Origin of the sequence: Corynebacterium sp. HMSC077D03, from assembly GCF_001808545.1 — a bacterium.
Classification (GTDB): Bacteria; Actinomycetota; Actinomycetes; order Mycobacteriales; family Mycobacteriaceae; genus Corynebacterium; species Corynebacterium simulans.
In genome coordinates, this window is sequence record NZ_KV793657.1 from 38,973 (window position 1) to 58,230 (window position 19,258).

A 19,258-nucleotide genomic window follows, 5' to 3' on the forward strand; every position below is an offset into this window, starting at 1 on the left:
AATGAATTTTAATTCATTAAGCCAGTTAAGTGTACTCGTTTATATTCGCAGCAACTAATTAATTGTCCTGCGTGGAGCAGTCTTGCTGACGTTTACCAATGGACTCAAAGTTTGCGGATACCGTGCGGCAGGCGGAGCCATAAGCGGTGCGGTCGAGGGGTGGGAGAGTCGCAAGGACGCCATCGCGTCCGTTGACGCCGGCGTGCCACTGGCGCAACTCCAACGCGATGCCGGTGCCCCAGGCACTGGATAAGGCTTCGGCTTCGGCGGCGTCGAGAAGCTCACGCTCAACGCCGATCGCGAGGCGATCCGGAGTAGGGCGTGGCGCCGGCGCGGCCCAACGGGCAATGGCGGCGATGGGGGCGAGCAGGACACCCTGGATATCCACGGGCGCATTGCGATCCGGCAAGCCGTCGACCACCTTGAGCGCTGGCGGGCGCAAATCCAGTGCTTCCTTCAGCAGCGCATCTTCGCTGCCGACGCCCAGCGCCAGGCCAGCGTCGGCACGGCTGGCCATGTTCTCCTCCGCAGGACGGCCAACAAGGCCCACGTCCCTAAAAATAGATTCCAGCTGCGGGTCCTCGCCCAGCCAGGTGATGGTCATGGAAGGAAGTGCGTCACCGCGGGCGACGGGGCCGGAAAGGCGCACGGGGCTGGCGACGCCGGGCGAGCGCACGATGTCAGTGATAATGCGAGAAAACCACGTGGCAAGTTCTAGCTCGTTCGCGCTGTGGTCTAGAGAATTGTGCAGGAGATCCTGCGCTTCCGCGAGTAAGCCGCGGGCAGTAGCGGGGGACTGGCAGTGCGCTGCGAGCTCACTGAGATCCGCCAGGGATTGATGCAATGGCATGCGCCTTAAAAGCCCTTTCGAGGAGAGGGGAAGTGAATATCACTAATCTATCACCAGCTCGAATCCCGCATAGGGAAGTTGTGGGTTAAGTAGCAGATAGTTATCTCGTGGCCAAGAACAAAACGCACAAAAGCCGCTTTCCATCCAATCGAAGTGATTGAAAGAAAGCGGCTTTCGAAGGTTCTTTTACCGTGTCACACTTGCCAGCGGCAAAAGTGCGCTGTTGAGAAACCCAGCTACTGATTTAGCGGGCGGTGAACGGCAGGAGAGCCATTTCGCGTGCGTTCTTCACAGCGGTAGCGACCTGGCGCTGCTGCTGTGGGGTAAGACCGGTCACGCGACGGGAACGGATCTTGCCACGGTCGGAGATGAACAGACGCAGGGTCTTTACATCCTTGTAGTCAACCGTCTCGATACCCTCAGCCTTCAGCGGGTTCTTCTTCGGGCGACGGGTTTGTTCCATGCGGAACTTCTTTTGGTTATTGCGCTTGATAGCCATTGTGCAATTACCCCTTTACCAGCTGGACTTGCGAACGCCCGGCAGCTCACCACGGTGAGCCATGCCGCGCATACGGACACGGGACAGGCCGAACTTACGGAGGTAACCGCGCGGACGGCCGTCGGCTGCGTCGCGGTTACGGATGCGGGAACGGGATGCATCACGTGGCTGACGGTTCAGCTCGAACTGTGCGTCCAGACGATCCTCGTCCGAGGTGTTCGGGTTCTTGATGATGGCCTTGAGTTCAGCGCGACGCTCCGCGTAGCGGGCGACGATTTCCTTGCGCTGCTCGTTCTTGGCGATCTTGGACTTCTTAGCCATAGATTATCGCTCCTCGCGGAATTCGACGTGCTTGCGGACGATCGGATCGAACTTCTTCAGGGTGATGCGATCCGGGTTGTTGCGCTTGTTCTTACGGGTCACGTAGGTGTAACCGGTGCCCGCAGTGGACTTCAGCTTGATGATTGGACGGATGTCATTACGTGCCATCTTTAGATCTTCTCCCCACGTGCGCGAATCTTGGCGACGACGGACTCGATGCCGTCGCGGTCAATAATCTTCATGCCCTTGGTAGAGACATTCAGGGTGATGGTACGGCCCTCGGAGGGCAGGTAGTAGCGACGACGCTGCACGTTGGGGTTCCAACGGCGCGAAGTGCGGCGGTGCGAGTGCGAGACCTGCTTGCCGAATTCCGGCTTGCGGCCCGTTACCTGGCAAATAGCCGACATGGGTCTTCTTTCTCCTAGCCGCCCACATCATGGCTACTGACGGCTATGCCTTCTGCGGTGAGGTGCAGTGCTCGAAAAGTGAGGTTGAGCATGGGTGGCAAGACCGTCAAACACCAGTAGACGGGGCGTAAAACGTATACTTTGACAACAGCAAGGGGAAATCTTACAGCCCGTGGCCCAAATTACCTAATCGCCTTCCTTGTCCCAGTGCTGCAAGCTGATGCAGTGGGCTCGTGTGAACTACCTGCGCCATTTGGTCTTGTTAACGCCTGTGGCTGTTGTTAATTATGCGGGCCGATTCCTATATATACGGAGCGTAATAGCGTGTATGTGGGTTTGGGGAACTGATGGCAAAGGTGTAACATGCTTTAAGTTGTTGACATCTCCGCCCACGGGAAGCGCAAGCAATATCCCGGAGCGATGAGGTTAACGCCATTTTTAATCTGTACGTCCCAACTCGGGCACGATCTTCGACACCGATAGAAGGCTGCTTTGTAAAAAGTTCGCCCTTCTTTAAGGCTTAAGCCAGGTAGAAGAGTGAAGAACCGACCCGTAGTTTCAACCCTGAGGGAATAATTATGAAGAAGGATATCCACCCGGATTACCACCCGGTGGTCTTCAAGGACGCCGGCACTGGCCACTCGTTCTTGACCAAGTCCACTGCTACTTCCGATCGCACCGTTGAGTGGGAAGATGGCAACGAGTACCCACTGATCGTCGTTGACGTGACCGCTGAGTCCCACCCGTTCTGGACCGGTGCACAGCGCGTTATGGATACCGCAGGCCGTGTCGAGCGCTTCAACCAGCGCTTCGGTGCAATGGCTCGCCGCAAGAAGAAGAACGCGTAAGGAGGATAGAAGAAAATGGCAACTCCTAAGTTCAAGATGTCCCGCGCGAACACCCGCGCACGTCGCTCCCAGTGGAAGGCAGACAACGTCGCCCTTCAGGAAGTCACCATCGACGGTCAGACCGTGCGCATCCCGCGCCGTCTGGTCAAGGCTGCAAAGCTCGGCCTGGTAGACGTGGAGCAGTTCTAATCTAGAACGCACTACTTTTTAAAAAGCCTGCGAGAAGCGCCTAAAACAAGGCGTCTTCTTCGCAGGCTTTTTCTTTTGAACAGATTTTTTAAACAGATACATGGCCTAAAGGCGCCGCGAGAAACGTTAGCTTGTGGCTTTGGGGGGATGGAAAGGGGCTGGATTGCATGGTGGCTTCGAAAATCCACCGTGAATAGTTCATAATTATGTTTATGAAGATTCTTGTCGTCGACGACGAGCAAGCGGTACGCGAATCGCTGCGTCGCTCTCTCCGGTTCAATGGTTATGAAGTCATGATTGCCAGTGACGGCCTTGAGGCGGTGGAGGCTGTCCGCAATGAAAATCCGGAGCTGTTGATCCTCGACGTCATGATGCCCAACATGGACGGCCTTGAGGTCTGCCGTACTCTCCGCAGTGAGGGCTGGGAACACCCGATCCTGGTTCTAACTGCCCGCGATAGTGTCTCCGACCGCGTGGCTGGTCTCGATGCCGGAGCAGATGACTATCTACCGAAGCCATTTGCGCTGGAGGAGCTTTTGGCACGCGTGCGTTCTTTGCTGCGCCGCGCCGCTGCAGACTCCATTGGAGCACCGCACAGCGCGGAGACCGAGCTTTCCTTTGAGGATTTGCAGCTCAATGCGGAAACCCGTGAGGTAAAGCGCGGCGACCGGCAGATCTCTTTGACTCGTACTGAGTTTGCTTTGCTGCAGCTGCTGATGGAAAACCCGCTCAAGGTCATGCCGCGCAACGTGATTCTGGAAGAGGTATGGGGCTACGATTTCCCAACTTCCGGCAACGCACTAGAGGTCTACATCGGCTACCTGCGGAAGAAGACGGAAGGTGAGGGCGAATCGCGTCTCATCCACACCGTGCGCGGCGTCGGTTATGTTCTGCGGAAGTCGACACCGTGATTTTGAGGAAGCCAGCGCCCAACGCCGAGGCTTCCGAACAGGTACACCCCACCCCTGTTAACGAGATTGCCGGCGGAAGGGGGAGTTGGGCTTCTCGGGCGCCACTGCGGTGGCGTCTTTCGCTTGTTACGGGTCTGGTCGTGGCCATCGCCGTGGCGCTTATGACCCTGGCAACCTATTGGATCGTGTCTGAGTCTTTGACCGCGGCCGTCGACAAGCAGCTTGAGCAAAAAGCCGACGTGTTGATTCAGGAAAGCCTGGACCCGCGTTTTGTTGAATCTATCGATTCCGAAATCGCGAAGTTTAAGCTCTATAATCCATCGACTCGTATCGCGATTTCCCCGCCTTCCTGGAGCTTTACCTTTGGTGATGCCATCCCGGTGGGGGATAAGTTTCAGAAGGATGATGATTACACCGAGATCTCGGTGCGCACCGTCGGTGGCGAGCGCATCCTCGCAAAACGCCATGACTTAGGCACCACTGTGGTCTTGGCCCGGGACTTGAGCGAGACGAATGAGCTCATCGCGGCCATTGGTGCAATGCTGGTCGTTATCGTTGCGCTGGGCGTTCTGCTGGCGATCTTTGCCGGCATGCTCGTTTCCAAGACTGGTATGCAGCCGATTTCGCGCCTGAAGCGTGCGGCCGATTACGTCACGCAGACCAACGATCTGCGACCTATCGAGGTTGTCAACAATGACGAGATGGCGCAGCTTACGGTTTCCTTTAATCAGATGTTGGAAGCGCTGCAGCAATCGCGTGTGCAGCAGGCCCAGTTTGTGGCGGACGCGGGCCACGAGTTGAAGACTCCGTTGACCTCGATGCGTACCAACATTGAGTTGCTGATGATGATGAACAAGTCCGGCGGTGGGTTTGGTATCAGCGAAGAAGATCGCCGCGACTTGGAAGATGACGTCATGTCACAGATGACGGAGCTTTCTACGCTCATCGGTGACTTGGTCGACTTGGCTCGTGAGGACGCCACGGAGAAGGCTCCGGAGCCGGTTGACCTTATGGAGGTGCTCGAGTCTTCGCTAGCGCGCGCTAGGCGACGCCGCCCCGACGTCGAGTTCCGTGTGCGCTTTATTCCGTGGGTCCTAGAAGGCGATCCATTCGCCCTGGGCCGTGCAACGCTTAATCTGATGGACAATGCGGCGAAATGGTCGCCTGCGACCGGCACCGTGCGTGTGTTCATGCAGCAGATCAGCGAGCACGAGGTCCGTCTCCGGGTCGACGACTCTGGCCCGGGCATTCCGCCGGATGAGCGGGAGAAGGTATTCGAACGTTTCTATCGTTCCGCAGAAGCCCGCTCGATGCCGGGCTCTGGTTTGGGTCTGGCCATCGTCAAATCCGTGATTGAGCGCCACGAGGGCTCTATTGAAATTAAGGATTCGAACGACGGCGGCACGCGCATGGAGGCTATCTTGCCGGGGTACCGTGGGGAAGGCGAGACCTTCGTTGATGGCCTTTTCGATCCTTCCGCAAACGAAGAAGATGAGGCGGCAGTTGATCGCGGCACCATTTTCGCCGAGCGCTGGTTTAATCAGGGTTAATCTGCGCCGACCTTATTGCGGCATAAAAAGGAGTTGCGCTGCAGGTCAAGACATACAGAATTCTAACAGTTATTCTTATATGGCTAGCAGAATCGTTACAGATGCACCCCAGCCCACTGCGGCACAATTGCCTACATGAATACGAGGAACTCAAACATGAACGAGCCTGCGGATCCACGCGGCGAGAGGCCAGCGTCCGAGAATCAACCCAATCTTAGCAATTCTGCCGGTTGGAATGAACCGCGCCAGAACTCCGGGGCGCAGCCTAGCTCCAGTGGCCAGGCTGGTTCCTTTGGGATGCAGGGCGCAAATTTCAACCAAGGCGCGGGCAATCCCCAATTCGTCGGCGGCCAAGCAAATCCGCATACCCAAAGCTTCGGCGCGGGCCAGCCCGGCCAGGCAGGGCAGTTTGGCCAACCGGGCCAGCCTAATCAGGCCATAACTTACGTAGGGGCGCAACCGAACCCGCCAGAAAAGAAGAAGGTGGGCCTGGGCACGGCTTTGGCCATGATGCTCGCCGGCGCTGTCGCTGTGGGCAGCATTACTGGCCTAGCTCTAGGAGCGAAGGATAAGAACGATACGAGCACCGTAAACCAGGTTCTGCAGAATGAGCCGGTGGCTAATAGCACCGGTGAGGAACCAGCTGAGGGCTCGGTTGAGGCGACCGCGGCTAAGGTGCTGCCCGCTGTTGTTTCCATTGAGGCTTTGGGCCTTACCAGCGCTGCTGAGGGCTCTGGTTCCATCATCTCGCCGGATGGCTATGTGCTGACTAATCACCACGTGGTTGCCGGCGCTGAGCGTGGCGGCCAGTTGCGCGTCAGCATGAACGACGGCAGCAAGCACGAAGCTGAATTTATTTCTTCCGACGCAAACACCGACGTCGCGATCATCAAGATCAAGGACGTCAATGACCTGCCGTTCCTGCAATTCGGTGATTCTGACGCCGTGGCCGTTGGCCAAGAGGTCGTTGCTGTGGGCTCCCCGCTGGGGCTAAATGCCACGGTTACCTCGGGTATTGTCTCCGCGAAGAATCGCCCGGTTCGGGCTTCCCAGGAGGGCGGCGAGAGCTCGCTTATCGACGCCATCCAGACCGATGCCGCGGTCAACCCCGGCAACTCCGGTGGCCCATTGGTCGATATCAACGGCAACCTGATCGGTATGAACTCCATGATCGCTTCCTTGTCGAGCTCCGGCTCGAGCGAGGCAGGCTCCATCGGCTTGGGTTTTGCAATCCCGTCCAACTTTGCCAAGCGCATGGCTGACCAGCTCATCAACAAGGGCGAGGTTAAGCACCCAACCTTGGGCGTCAAGGTAGACGCGCGCGACAGTGGCGACGGCGCACGCATCGTCGAGGTTGAGCCAGGCAGCCCAGCAGAAGAAGCAGGGCTGAAGGCAGGCGACCTCGTCACCCGCGTCAATGACCGCCGCATCGAGAACTCCGATTCCTTGATTGCCGCAGCTCGCTCGCAAGACTTCGGAGCCAAGGTCACGCTCGAAGTCAGCAATGGGGAAGGAAAAGAACCTCGCCAGGTAGAGGTAACTCTTTCGGACGAGTAAATTATCCATTAACAAAAATCGCCCGAATCTTTGAAGAAGAATTTTTGGTCCTATAAAGGAGCTACATTGGCAGACCATGCTGACAACGAGACCAACAACGGCATTTTCGAGGTCTCTGAGGAATCCACAGGGTCTTTGTTGGACGTCGCTGAGCCTGATGACGCCTTCCTGATCGCCAGCGAGCAGGAACAAAACTTCAACGCGCCGCGCCGCGCACTGGTGGTTGTCATCACTGACCACCCAGACGAGAACTCGGATGATACGTCCCGTTTGGTCGGCGAGCTCCTTTCTGAGGCTGAATTCCAGGTCGATGGCTCCGTGACTGTTCGTTCCAAGAAGTCGAAGATTCGTCAGGCCATTGAAACCGCAGTTGTCGGTGGCGTTGACTTGGTCCTTACCGTCGGCGGTACTGGTGTTGGCCCGCGCGACAAGGCGCCTGAAGCCACACGCGCGGTCCTGGATCAGATGGTTCCCGGCATCGCGCAAGCACTGCGCTCTTCCGGCCAAGCCTGTGGCGCAGTCGATGCCTGCACCTCGCGGGGTATCTCCGGTGTTTCGGGCTCGACCGTCATCGTTAACTTGGCTTCCTCCCGCGCCGCAGTGCGCGACGGCATGGCCACGCTGGCCCCGTTAGTTCATTACCTCATCGACCAGCTGCAGAAGTACAGCGTCTAGTAGTAGCAGGTAAGTTCCCTTCTAGTATTCATGTCTGAACCTCGTAAACGCCGCCGGACCGTTCGTCGCTCCGCCGTGGACTATGACCGCACTGCCGACCAACCGGACTTTGTATCTGCTTTTGATAACTCAGGTCGGGAAAGCGGTGGGGACGCTCATCGCGTAGTCCAGCTCGATGAGGATGCCCCGGCTGAACGCCAGCACGATGAAGCGTTCTACAGGGAGCAAATGCCGCCGCATTATGGCCAATAGGCGCGAGCGTTTCCCACCTCTAATTATTGCCCATTAATAACGACGAACTCCGGTTGTCTTTTATCTAAAAGACAACCGGAGTTCGGTCTTTATGCAGGATGTAAAACCTTATGCCTGGTGGCGGCCGGTGCTCTCCTGGTTGTAGGAGGTCCCCGCAATGTTGTGGCCTGCACCGGAAGCGTTCTGTGCTTCCATTAGGTCGCGGATCTCGGTCAGGAGCTGCTCGGTGGTCGGAGCTGGCTCTTCTGGGTCAACGCCGTGGCGGCGCTTAGCAGCTTCGGAGAGCTTGTTGATCGGCATCACGATGAGGAAGTAAACAACCGCAGCGATGATGAGGAAGTTGAGGGCAGCGGTAATAACAGCACCGAAGTCCATGAAGGTGGACTCATTGTCGGTGATCTGGAAGCCCAGGCCCTTGACTTCTGCGGAGCCGAAGGAGTTGATCAGAGGCTGGATGAGATTGTTGGTGACGGCGGTGACGATAGCGGTGAATGCGCTACCAATGATGACTGCGACTGCCAACTCGATGACATTGCCGCGGAGGATGAAGTCCTTAAAGCCCTTCAGCATTGGGAGGGTTTCCTTTCCTAAAACACATTGTGACCCTCGCCCCCGAGTGACTTTTCCAAGTTAGTCATGAGTCAAATGTTATTAAAATTAAAAGCAGGGGCTAGTGAAGACTCACCCTAGCGAGTTTTAGGGGATGTGACAACGTTTCTGGCTCAATCGGAAGGCTTCTGGCAGCGGCTCTACGCTAGTTCATGCCGGTGGCTCGTTGTCCCACAATGACAACGGTGAGCGGTTGACTCAGCGAAGCGGCTGCCACGGCATCAGCTTGAGAAGCAGGCAGAGCTAAAAGCACGGTGGTGGCGCGGCTTTCTTCTTCGCCGCTGGTCGTCGTAATTACGCGCCCACCTGCGGCGATGACTGAGCCATCAGTTGTTTGGCCTTCTTCTATCTCTTCTTCGCTAGCGCCAGCGATGACATTGACCGTATCCCCATGGTGGAGGTGGGGAAGGATGTCAGGTTCTGCTGGCTTGAGTGGAATCATGTGGGATTCCTCGCCCGAGTTTTTTCCTGTGGAGTTATTCACTAAATCGTCCACGAGCTGCGGGCCAAGCAGTCTCGTCTCGGTAAGAATTTCTCCAGCCGAACCCGCCGATACGACCACGCGGCCTTCAAGCTCCTCGAGGTTGGTATCGACTTTCGTCTCCGGCAGTGCGCTGGCCGGGATGGGTGCTAGGGTGACGTCGTCAAGTGAAAGAGCATGGCCCGCAGGAACATCGCGGGCAAAGACCACCGCCAGAGGGTGTTCTTTGCGAGCGGAAAGCATGCTGAAACCTGCTGCAGCAACCAGCACCAATGCAACAAAGCGTCTTAACATCAACGCTCGCCGATGTCCTGGGGTGCGCAGCATTTTCAGCAATTTATCCGCAGTCATGCTCTTTTAGACTGCGGTTGCAGGACTATGGTTCCGCTTTTGCTGTTTCTTATGGCTAAACCGTCTAGCTAAACGTCTGGCTCAATGTCGACGAGCCCACGCTCAGTCAGAATGACATCAACTGGGCGGTCGTGTTCTTCTTTTGGCACATCCCGGACCTCGCTGGAGTGGACCATGGCAATGACCTTGGGCTTGCCGGGAACAAGGGGAGTAAGCGCGCGGTCGTAGTAGCCAGCGCCTTTTCCGAGGCGGTAGCCGCTCTTGTCCACTGCCATCGCTGGCGCAAAGATGAAGTCGAGCTCAGCCAAGATGGAGCTGGGGAAGCGCTCGCCGGTTGGTTCTGCGATGCCGAGCGCACCGGGTTGGAGGCTCTCGGGGCCTTCGTAAAGCGCCCAGTAAAGTTGTCCATCGTCGCCAGAGATAGGCAGATATACCGCTTTACATGCCTGTGCCAGGGTGTGGACAAACTCGCTGCCGCCAGGCTCTGAACCCAGAGGGTTATAGGCTGCGACCTGCATATCGGGGCTTAGAAGTTGGGCGGCCGCGTTGCACCAGGCGGCGTCGGCAGTGGCCTTCTCCTCGGGGCTGCGGGTGCGGCGGGCGTCGAGAAGCTCAATGCGCAACGCCTGCTTTTGCTTGGCTATCTCAGTCATAGAACTAATAGTAATTGCTGGTGTATCGCTGCACGAAAGAAAAAGTTCGGCCTGTAAGCTCAAACTTATGGCTAATAACAACGAGGGATCCCTGCACGGGATTAAGACAGTTGTCGTGCCGGCAGCGGGCCTGGGTACCCGCTTTTTGCCGGCCACTAAAACTGTTCCGAAAGAACTGCTCCCTGTGGTTGATACCCCAGGTATCGAACTCATCGCAGAGGAAGCCGCTTCGGTTGGTGCGCAGCGTTTAGTAGTTATTACTGCCCCCAACAAGCAAGAGGTGCTGCGCCACTTCGATGCCTTCCCGGAGCTTGTTGAGACCTTGGACGCACGTGGCAAGGACGAGCAGGTGGCTAAGGTGCGCCGCGCTGGCGACCTTATTCACCCGATCTCTGTGCCGCAGGAAAAGCCGCTCGGCTTGGGGCATGCGGTTGGTCTTGCGGAATCCGCATTGGACGATGACGAGGACTGCTTCGCCGTCATGCTCCCGGATGACATTGTCTTGCCGGCGACTGTCATGGAGGAGATGGCACGCGTTCGCGCCGCCGTCGGTGGCTCCGTTCTGTGCGCATTCGAAGTCGAGCGTGAAGAGACCTTCAACTACGGTGTCTTCGACGTGGAAGATACTAACGCTCCTGGCGTGAAGAAGGTCGTCGGCATGGTAGAAAAGCCAGAGCCTGAAGATGCGCCTTCGAACCTAGTGGCCACCGGTCGCTACCTGCTAGACCGCAAGATCTTCGATGCGCTGCGCCGCATTTCCCCAGGTAAGGGTGGTGAGCTGCAGCTAACCGACGCCATCGAGCTGCTCATCCAGGAAGGCCACCCGGTCCACGTGGTGGTTCACCGCGGAAAGCGTCATGACCTGGGCAATCCCGGCGGATATATTCCGGCAAATGTGGACTTCGGCCTGCACCATGAGAAGTATGGCCCGGCTTTGTACAAGGCAATCAAGCAGATCATTGCCGAGTATGAGGCTGAAAAGGGCATCAACTAATCTAGGTCAGAAGACAAACAGGGAAGGCGGCAATCTATGCGTTCAGTAGATGATCAGCTTGCGATGATTACTGATGCGGCGGTGACACCGGAACCAGTGCGTATCGCGATTGCGAACTCGCTGGGACTGATGTGCGCTGAGGAAGTGCAAGCCAATCAGCCGCTGCCCGGATTTCCGCAGGCGGCAATCGATGGCTACGCGGTGCGCGCCGTTGACGTGGGAGGCGAGCGTGCTTTGAAGGCGCGGCGCGCTACTGAAGAGGACGCAGAAGGGGAGCAAAAGGGCCCTGAGGTTGAGCGTTCCATCCCCGTGGTGGGTGAGGTTCCGGCGGGTTCGCGCCAGCCACTGCGCTTGCAGCCGAAACAGGCGGTGCGCGTTTACACCGGTGCGCCTTTGCCCACGCTTGCCGACGCCGTCCTTCCCCTCGAATGGACAGACCGCGGCCGCAAGCGCGTGACGGCGCATCGCCCTGTGCGCTCGGGTGACTTTGTGCGCCGAGTTGGCGACGATATCCAGCCGGGCGATGTCGCAGTTTCTTCGGGAACTATCCTGGGACCTGCGCAGATTGGCCTTTTGGCCGCTGTCGGTCGCTCAAAGGTTTTGGTCTATCCGCGCCCGCGCGTGACCATCTTGTCCTTTGGTAAGGAACTCGTGGACATCGATCGCGAACCGGGCCTGGGGCAAGTATTTGACGTTAACTCCTATTCCTTGGCCGCTGCGGCGCGGGAAGCAGGCGCTGACGTACAACGCGTCGGCATCGCGGAAGGCGAGCCGCGACGAATCCGCGAGGCGCTGGAAACACACATCGCCCGCAGCGAGGTCCTGGTGGTTTCCGGTGCGGTCGGCGGCGCCGGTTCTGAGGCAGTGCGTGAGGTACTGCGCGAGCTCGGCGATATCGATACCTCCCGCGTGGCCATCCATCCGGGGTCTGTGCAAGGCTTTGGCTTGCTGGGGGAGGAGCGTGTTCCAACGTTCCTGTTGCCTTCGAACCCGGTCTCGGCATTGGTCATTTTTGAAGTATTCGTACGCCCGCTGATTCGCCTTTCTCTGGGCAAGCGCAATGCAAATCGCCGCGTAGTTCGTGCACGTGCACTCAATCACATGGATTCGCGGCCAGGACGCCGCGGATTTATCCGTGCTCGCTTGATGCGCGATGCTGAGACTGCCGATTATTTGGTTGAAGGCTTGGGCGGTGCGAGCGGTGCGCCGGCCCACTTATTGGCGGGACTATCGGAAGCGAATGCGATGATTAGGATTCCTGAAAGCGCCACCGAGATCCGCCCGGGTGACGTCGTGGATGTGCTCTTTTTGACGCAGCGCAGCTAGGCATGCTGGATCCTTTCGGGACTGCGGCGGGGCGCCTACGTGTACCTGCGAGTGGGCCACCGCGAGAAGAACATCCAGGGTGGCCGGAATCCACCCCGAGTATTAGTTTGGCGCCTTCCAGAGTTCTACCGGAGGGCGGAGTCCTCCGCCTGCGTCCGCTGATGCGCGGCGATGGCCGTGACTGGCGCCGTCAGCGCGTCATCGATGAGCAATACTTACGCCCGGTGGAACCCACCATCCCAACGACGTGGGAAAACGCGCATTCGGGAAATTCTTGGTGGAACCATCTGATGTTCCTGCGTGACAACGCGCGGATGGGCAGTATCATCCCCCTGGTGATCGAGCTGGATGGTCAGTTTATGGGCCAGGTGACGCTGGGCAATATTCAGCACGGCAGCATCGGGGAATGCTGGATTGGTTACTGGGTTCATTCCGCAGTCCACCGCGCCGGCGTTGCTACGGCCGCGTGCGCACTGGGCGTTGACCACGCCTTCCGCCGCGTAGGTATGCACCGCGTGACAGCGACCTATTTGCCGGAGAACCCTGCCTCAGGCAAGATCCTGAAGTCCTGTGGTTTCCGCGAAGAGGGATATCTGCGTCGCAACCTGCATATCAATGGCGCCTGGCGCGATCACTACTTTGTGGCGCTCAACCGCGACGACTATCCGAACACCGCTGTCGCGCGGTTACGGGCGGAGGGGCGACTTCTTTAGCTGGGTGCCCCAGTTGGCGGGTAGATTTCGCCACTGTTTTCACACAAGTCACAACATTGTAATTTCCCCGATTTTGAGTCCTTATAGGGGCGGATAAGGCGCTAACGTTGAGTCAAACTCTGCACCCTACGGAAGGCCACCCATACCGTGTCCACTGCTGTGCCCATTATCGCCATCATCGTGGTCTGGGCTTTTATCTTGGCACCTTGGCTGCTGCGTTCGCAGCGTCCGATGAGCCACACAGGCGAAGCCTTTGATGACACTCGCGTGTTGTTCGAAGGCGACTCCGGAAACGTCGCCGCGCGTCGCCGCCCGCGAGTTAACAAGCGTGACGTGCGCCGTTTTGAAGACGATACCGAAGATTACGAAGTCGTCGACGCTAGCGATATCTCCGTGGTTGACGAGGAAGAAACCCCTGCCGTGACCATCGCCGGTGCCGCAGCAAAGGCTAAGGCGAATCCGCGCCAGCCGGGCGCGCAGCTGTCTGATGAGCCTGATGGCGATGACGCAGTAAAGGCGGACGCACCGGAGACCGTTGAGGGTGAAATTGTCGAAGAGTCCGGTAAGGCCAAGGCCGAGACTCCGGCGAAGGAAACAACCCCAGCCGGCTCCGCTGTCCCAGTTTCGGCGCAGCAGGATAAAAACGAAGAGTCGGAGGACACAGCGAGCGAATCCGAAGAGGATGAGCTCCTCATTGAGGATGAAACCGAAAAGGATAAGCCTGCGGATCTGAAATCCAAGCTGGCGGATGACGCGGAGGCGGCAGAGGTCTTCAGCGCGCCAGCAGTGGCCGAGGTCGCAGACGATGCTTACGACCTTGATTCGGCATATACCTCGCCTGTGGACTTGATGTATCCCGGCGCGGTCGACACCGAGGAACAGGTGAGCCAGATTCCACAGGCCATCGAGTCTGTCGAGGAATCCGAAACTGAGATGGATGAGGATACTGATCTATCTGAGGATGAGGTTGCTTTTGCGCAGCGTCGCCTTGGGCGCGGCGGCTGGGATCCGGTAGCAGAAAAGGCTGCTTCCGCAACCCGCTACCAGCGCCGTCAGCGTACGCTGTTGGGTCTTTCCTTGGCGGTTGTTCTCACCGTGTGCTTGGGCATCGTAGTAGGTAGCTGGACCTGGTGGTTTGCGGGAATCGCCGGCATCGTCACCATGATCTATTTGATTGCTCTGCGTACCCAGGTCCGTCAGGAGCAGGCATTGCTGCGTCGCCGCGTGTACCACCTGCGCCGCGCCCGTCTCGGCGTCCGCAGTGCAGAAGATGATGAACTGGCCATCCCGCGTAGCCTGCGCCGCCCAGGCGCTGTAGTACTGGAAGTTGACGATGACAGCCCGGACTTCGACCATCTGCCGGTCCATTATGATGACGATGAATTCGACGGCTTCGACGGACCGCACGTGAGCAATCGCCAGCGCCGCGACGACCTCGCATCACGCCGCGTGAGCTAGATGCCTTCGTGAACTAGATATTCTGAACTGGATGCTTGAAAGCATCCAGTTCACTTTCCCAGACCCCGGACGTTCCGCGGCGATGAGAGCCAATGAGATGGGCATCTACCATGCCGATGGCTTCCATTAGCGCGAAACAGGTAACGGGGCCTACGAAAGTAAAGCCCTCCTTCTTCAAGGCCTTGGATAATTCCTTGGCCTTGTCGGTCGTTTTAGGGATGTCTTCCATATAACGCGGGTAGAGATTTTCCTCCGGCCTGAAGGACCAGATGAATTCGCTCAAGCCGCCCTTTTCACGCAATTTCACCGTGGCATCTGCATTGTTAATGGCAGCCTCAATCTTGCGGCGATTCCGAATAATCTCCGGGTTATTGAGTAGACGCTCTACTTCAGCTGCACCAAAAGCCGAAACGATATCCGGGTCGAAGCCAGCGAACGCAGCGCGGAAGGCTTCGCGCTTGCGCAGGACAGTGGCCCAAGACAGCCCTGACTGGAAGCCTTCCAAAGTTAAGCGTTCAAAAAGTCCCGCTTCATCGCGGACCGGCATTCCCCACTCGGTGTCGTAGTACTCGCGCAACAGGGGAGAGGCCATCGCCCAAGGCGGACGGCCAACTCCCTCGGCGTCGTAGACCAGCCCGGTTCGCTCCGAGTTAGCCGTGTACTCGGGGGCGGAGGCGTTTGGGGTGCCTATGGTGGGTGCGATACCTGTGGTGGCCTTATCGCTTTCCGCCTGCTGCGGCTCGGCGAAAGGATTCGTCATGGTCATGTCTTTTCCTTCGTTGAATGTGTAAGCGCATTTGGCTCTTGCACTATTTGACTGCCTTTTGCCCGTATCGGTTCCCAGCGGCTGTCGATGAGCTGTGCGTTAGGGGCATATACAGTTGATTCGCCAGCACCTAGGGGTTCCAGGGTAGTGTATTTCTCATGAATAGACCCGCCGTTCGCGATACCGCGCTGCTGCTTTTGCGAGCAGTACTAGGCCTCGTTTTCGTCGCGCACGGTGTTGACAAGATGTTCTTCGCCGGAATCGATGAGACCACAGGGCAGTTCTCTGCGATGGGCATCCCTCAGCCCCATGTTTCTGCGTATATCGCAGCATTGGGGGAGATGATCGGCGGCTCCCTGCTCGTTGTCGGGCTTCTGACCACCTTTGTCGCCGGCGCCCTGGCGCTGTTTATGGCCTGTGCATTGTATTTTGTGCACCTAGGCCATGGGCTTTTCGCTGCGGACGGCGGCTTTGAATACCCGGCGGTGTTGATTGCCTCGCTGGTGATGATTGTTGTCTTCGGCTCCGGCCGCGTCAGCTTGGATGGAGTGTTGAGCCGTGTTGACGCATGAGGAAATCCAAGCGGCAATCTCCGCGCAGCTCGACGGTGAACCCACCGACGTTTCTAGCGATGTCATTGAAACTCACGTGGAAAGCTGCGAGCAGTGCCGTGCTTACCGCGACAAGGCCGCGGCGCTTTCCCGCTCATTGAGCTTCGTCGAATCGGCCGAAGGAATGGCACCCCCACAAGATCTTTCTGAGGTCATCATCGCCGGCGTTGAGCCAGAGTGGCGCCGTGCCTCCAGCGCACGTCAGACCACGCTGACGGTAGCGCGCGTTGCACTCGTGGTACTCGGATTGCTCTTTTCTATCTGGGCTATCTTCGTGGTGGTTAGTGCTTCCGGGCTCGCCGTCACCGGCGCCGAGGGAACACTCGACCCTACCGCTGATCCTGAACGTGCACGCCTTCTCATCGAGGGCGCGGCCTTGCGCTTCGGCCTGGCCATCGGTTTGTTCTTTGCTGCCTGGCGGCCAGCATCCGTTCCCGGCATGCTGCCGGTTGCAGCAACCATGTTTGCCTTCCTTTTTGGCTTTACCATGCGCGATATTGCGCTGGGCACAATCATGATGAGCCAGATATACATTCTCCTGGCCACCGGTATCAGCGCGATTGTCCTGGCTTGGGCTTGGGTAGCCCATAAAGGTTATTCAGCCGCCGATTTCTGGCGTTCTTTGAGCGCGAATCCGCATTAAGAGATCGCGCTGAGAAACCGGATTACAGGAATCTAGGTCCAAGAGTTCAGCCACATCATCGACTCGTACCACTTGTCCGGAATCATGAAGCCATAAAGAATCGGCGAGAAGTAGATGAACATCGTTACTACCAAGCACAAGTAGCAAATTGCTACGAATGTGCCAGTCCGGATTTCCCCGCCAGCAAGCGAAGTCAGCCAGTCCCAAGAAATCCTCTTGCCGTGTCCAATCATCTGGCCCAGCGCGAGGGAGATCAGCACGATGACAAACGGGATGAAAGCCGTGGCGTAGAAGAAATACATTTGGCGGTCGAACGCAGCCAACCAAGGCAGGAAACCTGCTGCGAATCCAACCAACGGGATGAGGAATGCGCGGTTGCGGCGCACCAGCAGTGACCATAGACCCCACAACACGGCTGGAATGACCAGCCACCAAATGGCAGGCGTGCCAAAGAGATAGAGCATCTCGCGGCAGGTGCCGGCGCCGCTGCACTGCAGATCAGTAGAGGAGTAGTAGAGGATGGGGCGGGCCGCCACGAGCCAAGCCCAAGGCTTTGAATCCCATGGGTGCGAGTGCCCGCTGGAGGTAGTCAGGGAAGCATGAAATTCCAAGACCGAAGAGTGGTAGTAGAACCAACCAGCGAGTGCATCGGGCAGGGCCTGCAGCGGGGATTCTTCAGCAATAGTTCCATCCACCTTGGCATGGCGGAACACGGAGGTTTCGGAGGCAAACCATGCGCGCCAAGTCCATACGTAAATAGCTAGCGGAACCAGCACTAGGGAAGCCAGAGCTGCCGGGGTATCGCGGATGAGCGTGCCCAGTACGTAGCGGCGTACGTGATAGCGGCGTCGCAAAGCAAGATCGCTAAAGACCGAAAGCAGGCCAAAGAACATGATGTAGTACAGGCCAGACCACTTCACGCCAAGGGCTAGGCCGAGGAAGACGCCTGCGATGAAACGCCACCAGCGGAAGCCAAAACGCGGGCCAAAATCGGACGAGCCCATATTGCCCGTGATAAAAGCCGTGTGCAGGCGTAAACGCATCTGGTTATGGTCGCGGGCCAGTGCCCATGCGGCCGCGACGATGAAAAAGACCTGGAAGATATCCAGCATTCCGAACTTTGAAGAAACCAAAAGCACGCCATCGCATACCGCAATCAAGCCGGCCATCGTGGCAACCTGCCAGGAACCAGCGACGCGGCGGGCGAGCGCCATTGTCAGCAGCACGGTACCTACACCAAAAAGCGCTGCCATCAGGCGCCAGCCAAGCGGGCTATAGCCAAAAACAGACTCGGAAACAGCAATGATTTGCTTAGCCAGCGGCGGGTGAACCACCAGGCCATAGCCTGGATTGGACTCGATGCCGCCGATAAAGAGGTTGTCCCAGCTACGCACCATGTCGAAGGCCTGCGGAACGTAATGCTTCTCGTCGAAGACTGGCGTGCCCTGCGAGACGGGGGCGGAGAGCCTGATGAAACGGGTGATGAAAGCTAAAACTGCAATGACGCCGGTGCTGACCCAATCTGCTTTGCCCCAAGCATAGGAGGTAGGAGCAGCAGGGGCGGCGAAGGCATGCTTGCCACGCGGCTTTCCTGCTAGCTTGGCCTGTGGGGTGCCTGCGGGCTGCGAAGAGTCAGTAGCAATAGTCACTTAGATGAGTTTAGGCTACGCGGCGGACCCCTGGGGATTCTGCTTGTGCAAAGGTGTGGAAAGCTAGGGGACATGAATACTTCGTTTCGTCTAGATCCCCTTCCACGCGGAGTAATTGTGGCAGCCACCCCTCTGGGTAATATCGCAGATGCTTCGGCACGACTCATGCAGGCGCTGCAGCATGCCGACATCGTGGCGGCGGAAGATACGCGCCGCGTCCGTAACCTGGCGCAGGCTCTGGGGATCGAAATCCGCGGCAAGGTGGTCTCCAACTTTGATCACAACGAAGAAGGACGCGCAGCCCAACTTGTCGAGGCCGCTCGTTCCGGCACCGTTTTGGTTGTCTCCGACGCGGGTATGCCTCTGGTTTCTGATCCAGGGCACTCCATCGTTGCTGCAGCAGTCGAAGCTGGGGTGCCGGTGACGTGCTTCCCCGGGCCATCTGCGGTGCCCACCGCTTTGGCTCTGTCCGGTCTCGGCGTCGGTCACTTCCTCTTCGACGCCTTTGCTCCACGCAAGGCCGGACCGCGCAAAGCGTGGCTGGAATCGCTGCGCGGTGAAAAGCGCGCCATTGTCTTCTTTGAATCGCCCCACCGTTTGGCGCAGACGCTTGCCGACGCCGCGGCGGTTCTGGGTGAAGACCGCCCCGCTGCCGTGTGTCGCGAACTGACAAAGACCTATGAAGAAGTAAAGCGCGGAAGCTTGGGTGAGTTGGCAAAGTGGGCTGAGGACAATGCTCGCGGTGAAATCACGGTTGTTATCGAGGGTGGGGAAGAGGTCCCCTCATCGCTTGAGGAACTGGTGGATAAGGTCCAGCGCCGTGTGGCAGATGGAGTGCGCGCGAAGGATGCTTGCAAGGAAGTCGCTGCCGGTACTCAGGTGTCTAATCGCGAACTTTATGACGCCTTCTTGAGTGCCCGTGACAGCGAAAAATAGTGTTAAATG

The 19,258-nt window shown here is 57.9% G+C and carries 24 protein-coding genes; 14 read left to right on the forward strand and 10 right to left on the reverse strand.

Annotated features, from left to right (window positions below; all coding sequences use genetic code 11):
* Window positions 1–58 precede the first annotated feature (58 nt).
* From HMPREF2888_RS01130 to rpmB, 5 genes are all read right to left on the reverse strand, one after another.
* Window positions 59–850, reverse strand: coding sequence for a hypothetical protein (locus HMPREF2888_RS01130; protein ID WP_061921275.1), 792 nt, complete (start codon window positions 848–850; stop codon window positions 59–61).
* A gap of 244 nt (window positions 851–1,094) precedes the next feature.
* Window positions 1,095–1,343, reverse strand: a complete 249-nt coding sequence (gene rpsR, locus HMPREF2888_RS01135; RefSeq protein WP_034657238.1) for a 30S ribosomal protein S18 — start codon at window positions 1,341–1,343, stop codon at window positions 1,095–1,097.
* Between the two features lie 21 nt (window positions 1,344–1,364).
* Window positions 1,365–1,670: a 30S ribosomal protein S14 gene (gene rpsN / locus HMPREF2888_RS01140; protein ID WP_061921278.1), complete on the reverse strand. Its 306-nt coding sequence runs from the start codon at window positions 1,668–1,670 to the stop codon at window positions 1,365–1,367.
* Between the two features lie 3 nt (window positions 1,671–1,673).
* Entirely contained in the window at window positions 1,674–1,838 is a 165-nt protein-coding gene (gene rpmG / locus HMPREF2888_RS01145; RefSeq protein WP_010187624.1) for a 50S ribosomal protein L33, read from the reverse strand.
* 2 nt (window positions 1,839–1,840) lie between these two features.
* A complete protein-coding gene (rpmB, locus tag HMPREF2888_RS01150; protein WP_005279911.1) occupies window positions 1,841–2,077 on the reverse strand; it encodes a 50S ribosomal protein L28 in 237 nt (78 codons plus the stop codon).
* Between the two features lie 578 nt (window positions 2,078–2,655).
* On the opposite strand from rpmB, the gene HMPREF2888_RS01155 reads away from it, so the two are divergent.
* From HMPREF2888_RS01155 to HMPREF2888_RS12310, 7 genes are all read left to right on the forward strand, one after another.
* Complete coding sequence (locus HMPREF2888_RS01155) at window positions 2,656–2,925, forward strand: type B 50S ribosomal protein L31 (RefSeq protein WP_061921281.1); 270 nt, start codon at window positions 2,656–2,658, stop codon at window positions 2,923–2,925.
* 15 nt (window positions 2,926–2,940) lie between these two features.
* Window positions 2,941–3,114 (forward strand): 50S ribosomal protein L32, encoded by a 174-nt coding sequence (gene rpmF, locus HMPREF2888_RS01160; RefSeq protein WP_005530148.1) that lies wholly within the window; start codon window positions 2,941–2,943, stop codon window positions 3,112–3,114.
* A gap of 212 nt (window positions 3,115–3,326) precedes the next feature.
* Window positions 3,327–4,025 (forward strand): response regulator transcription factor, encoded by a 699-nt coding sequence (locus HMPREF2888_RS01165; protein WP_070432767.1) that lies wholly within the window; start codon window positions 3,327–3,329, stop codon window positions 4,023–4,025.
* Window positions 4,022–5,575 (forward strand): HAMP domain-containing sensor histidine kinase, encoded by a 1,554-nt coding sequence (locus tag HMPREF2888_RS01170; protein WP_070518078.1) that lies wholly within the window; start codon window positions 4,022–4,024, stop codon window positions 5,573–5,575. Before HMPREF2888_RS01165 ends, HMPREF2888_RS01170 begins: the two co-directional genes overlap by 4 nt.
* A gap of 156 nt (window positions 5,576–5,731) precedes the next feature.
* Window positions 5,732–7,132, forward strand: a complete 1,401-nt coding sequence (locus tag HMPREF2888_RS01175) for a S1C family serine protease (RefSeq protein ID WP_246815014.1) — start codon at window positions 5,732–5,734, stop codon at window positions 7,130–7,132.
* A 102-nt stretch (window positions 7,133–7,234) separates the two neighbouring features.
* Entirely contained in the window at window positions 7,235–7,807 is a 573-nt protein-coding gene (locus HMPREF2888_RS01180) for a MogA/MoaB family molybdenum cofactor biosynthesis protein (RefSeq protein ID WP_061921496.1), read from the forward strand.
* 30 nt (window positions 7,808–7,837) lie between these two features.
* Window positions 7,838–8,059 (forward strand): hypothetical protein, encoded by a 222-nt coding sequence (locus HMPREF2888_RS12310; protein ID WP_082787616.1) that lies wholly within the window; start codon window positions 7,838–7,840, stop codon window positions 8,057–8,059.
* 108 nt (window positions 8,060–8,167) lie between these two features.
* Here HMPREF2888_RS12310 and mscL read toward each other — a convergent pair whose 3' ends face one another.
* From mscL to HMPREF2888_RS01195, 3 genes are all read right to left on the reverse strand, one after another.
* Complete coding sequence (mscL, locus tag HMPREF2888_RS01185; RefSeq protein ID WP_062035580.1) at window positions 8,168–8,629, reverse strand: large-conductance mechanosensitive channel protein MscL; 462 nt, start codon at window positions 8,627–8,629, stop codon at window positions 8,168–8,170.
* A gap of 184 nt (window positions 8,630–8,813) precedes the next feature.
* Entirely contained in the window at window positions 8,814–9,500 is a 687-nt protein-coding gene (locus tag HMPREF2888_RS01190) for an SAF domain-containing protein (protein WP_070432757.1), read from the reverse strand.
* Between the two features lie 68 nt (window positions 9,501–9,568).
* On the reverse strand, window positions 9,569–10,153 hold the full coding sequence (locus HMPREF2888_RS01195) for a 5-formyltetrahydrofolate cyclo-ligase (protein WP_062035578.1): 585 nt from the start codon (window positions 10,151–10,153) through the stop codon (window positions 9,569–9,571).
* 67 nt (window positions 10,154–10,220) lie between these two features.
* Between HMPREF2888_RS01195 and HMPREF2888_RS01200 the strand changes: the two genes are divergently transcribed.
* From HMPREF2888_RS01200 to glpR, 4 genes are all read left to right on the forward strand, one after another.
* Complete coding sequence (locus HMPREF2888_RS01200) at window positions 10,221–11,147, forward strand: UTP--glucose-1-phosphate uridylyltransferase (protein WP_070518079.1); 927 nt, start codon at window positions 10,221–10,223, stop codon at window positions 11,145–11,147.
* Window positions 11,148–11,183: 36 nt separating this feature from the next.
* Complete coding sequence (gene glp / locus HMPREF2888_RS01205; RefSeq protein WP_062035576.1) at window positions 11,184–12,473, forward strand: molybdotransferase-like divisome protein Glp; 1,290 nt, start codon at window positions 11,184–11,186, stop codon at window positions 12,471–12,473.
* Between the two features lie 2 nt (window positions 12,474–12,475).
* Window positions 12,476–13,186, forward strand: coding sequence for a GNAT family N-acetyltransferase (locus HMPREF2888_RS01210; RefSeq protein ID WP_061921308.1), 711 nt, complete (start codon window positions 12,476–12,478; stop codon window positions 13,184–13,186).
* Between the two features lie 147 nt (window positions 13,187–13,333).
* Window positions 13,334–14,644, forward strand: coding sequence for a divisome protein SepX/GlpR (gene glpR / locus HMPREF2888_RS01215; protein WP_061921311.1), 1,311 nt, complete (start codon window positions 13,334–13,336; stop codon window positions 14,642–14,644).
* A 13-nt stretch (window positions 14,645–14,657) separates the two neighbouring features.
* Here glpR and HMPREF2888_RS01220 read toward each other — a convergent pair whose 3' ends face one another.
* Complete coding sequence (locus HMPREF2888_RS01220) at window positions 14,658–15,410, reverse strand: DNA-3-methyladenine glycosylase I (RefSeq protein WP_235591019.1); 753 nt, start codon at window positions 15,408–15,410, stop codon at window positions 14,658–14,660.
* A 158-nt stretch (window positions 15,411–15,568) separates the two neighbouring features.
* Here HMPREF2888_RS01220 and HMPREF2888_RS01225 point away from each other — a divergent pair, with 158 nt between their 5' ends.
* Window positions 15,569–15,982, forward strand: coding sequence for a DoxX family protein (locus tag HMPREF2888_RS01225; protein ID WP_061921314.1), 414 nt, complete (start codon window positions 15,569–15,571; stop codon window positions 15,980–15,982).
* Window positions 15,969–16,664, forward strand: a complete 696-nt coding sequence (locus tag HMPREF2888_RS01230) for a zf-HC2 domain-containing protein (RefSeq protein WP_061921319.1) — start codon at window positions 15,969–15,971, stop codon at window positions 16,662–16,664. Before HMPREF2888_RS01225 ends, HMPREF2888_RS01230 begins: the two co-directional genes overlap by 14 nt.
* Before the next feature lie 32 nt (window positions 16,665–16,696).
* Here HMPREF2888_RS01230 and HMPREF2888_RS01235 read toward each other — a convergent pair whose 3' ends face one another.
* A complete protein-coding gene (locus HMPREF2888_RS01235) occupies window positions 16,697–18,307 on the reverse strand; it encodes a dolichyl-phosphate-mannose--protein mannosyltransferase (protein ID WP_141744801.1) in 1,611 nt (536 codons plus the stop codon).
* 78 nt (window positions 18,308–18,385) lie between these two features.
* Here HMPREF2888_RS01235 and rsmI point away from each other — a divergent pair, with 78 nt between their 5' ends.
* Window positions 18,386–19,249, forward strand: coding sequence for a 16S rRNA (cytidine(1402)-2'-O)-methyltransferase (gene rsmI / locus HMPREF2888_RS01240; RefSeq protein WP_061921326.1), 864 nt, complete (start codon window positions 18,386–18,388; stop codon window positions 19,247–19,249).
* Window positions 19,250–19,258: the final 9 nt, after the last annotated feature.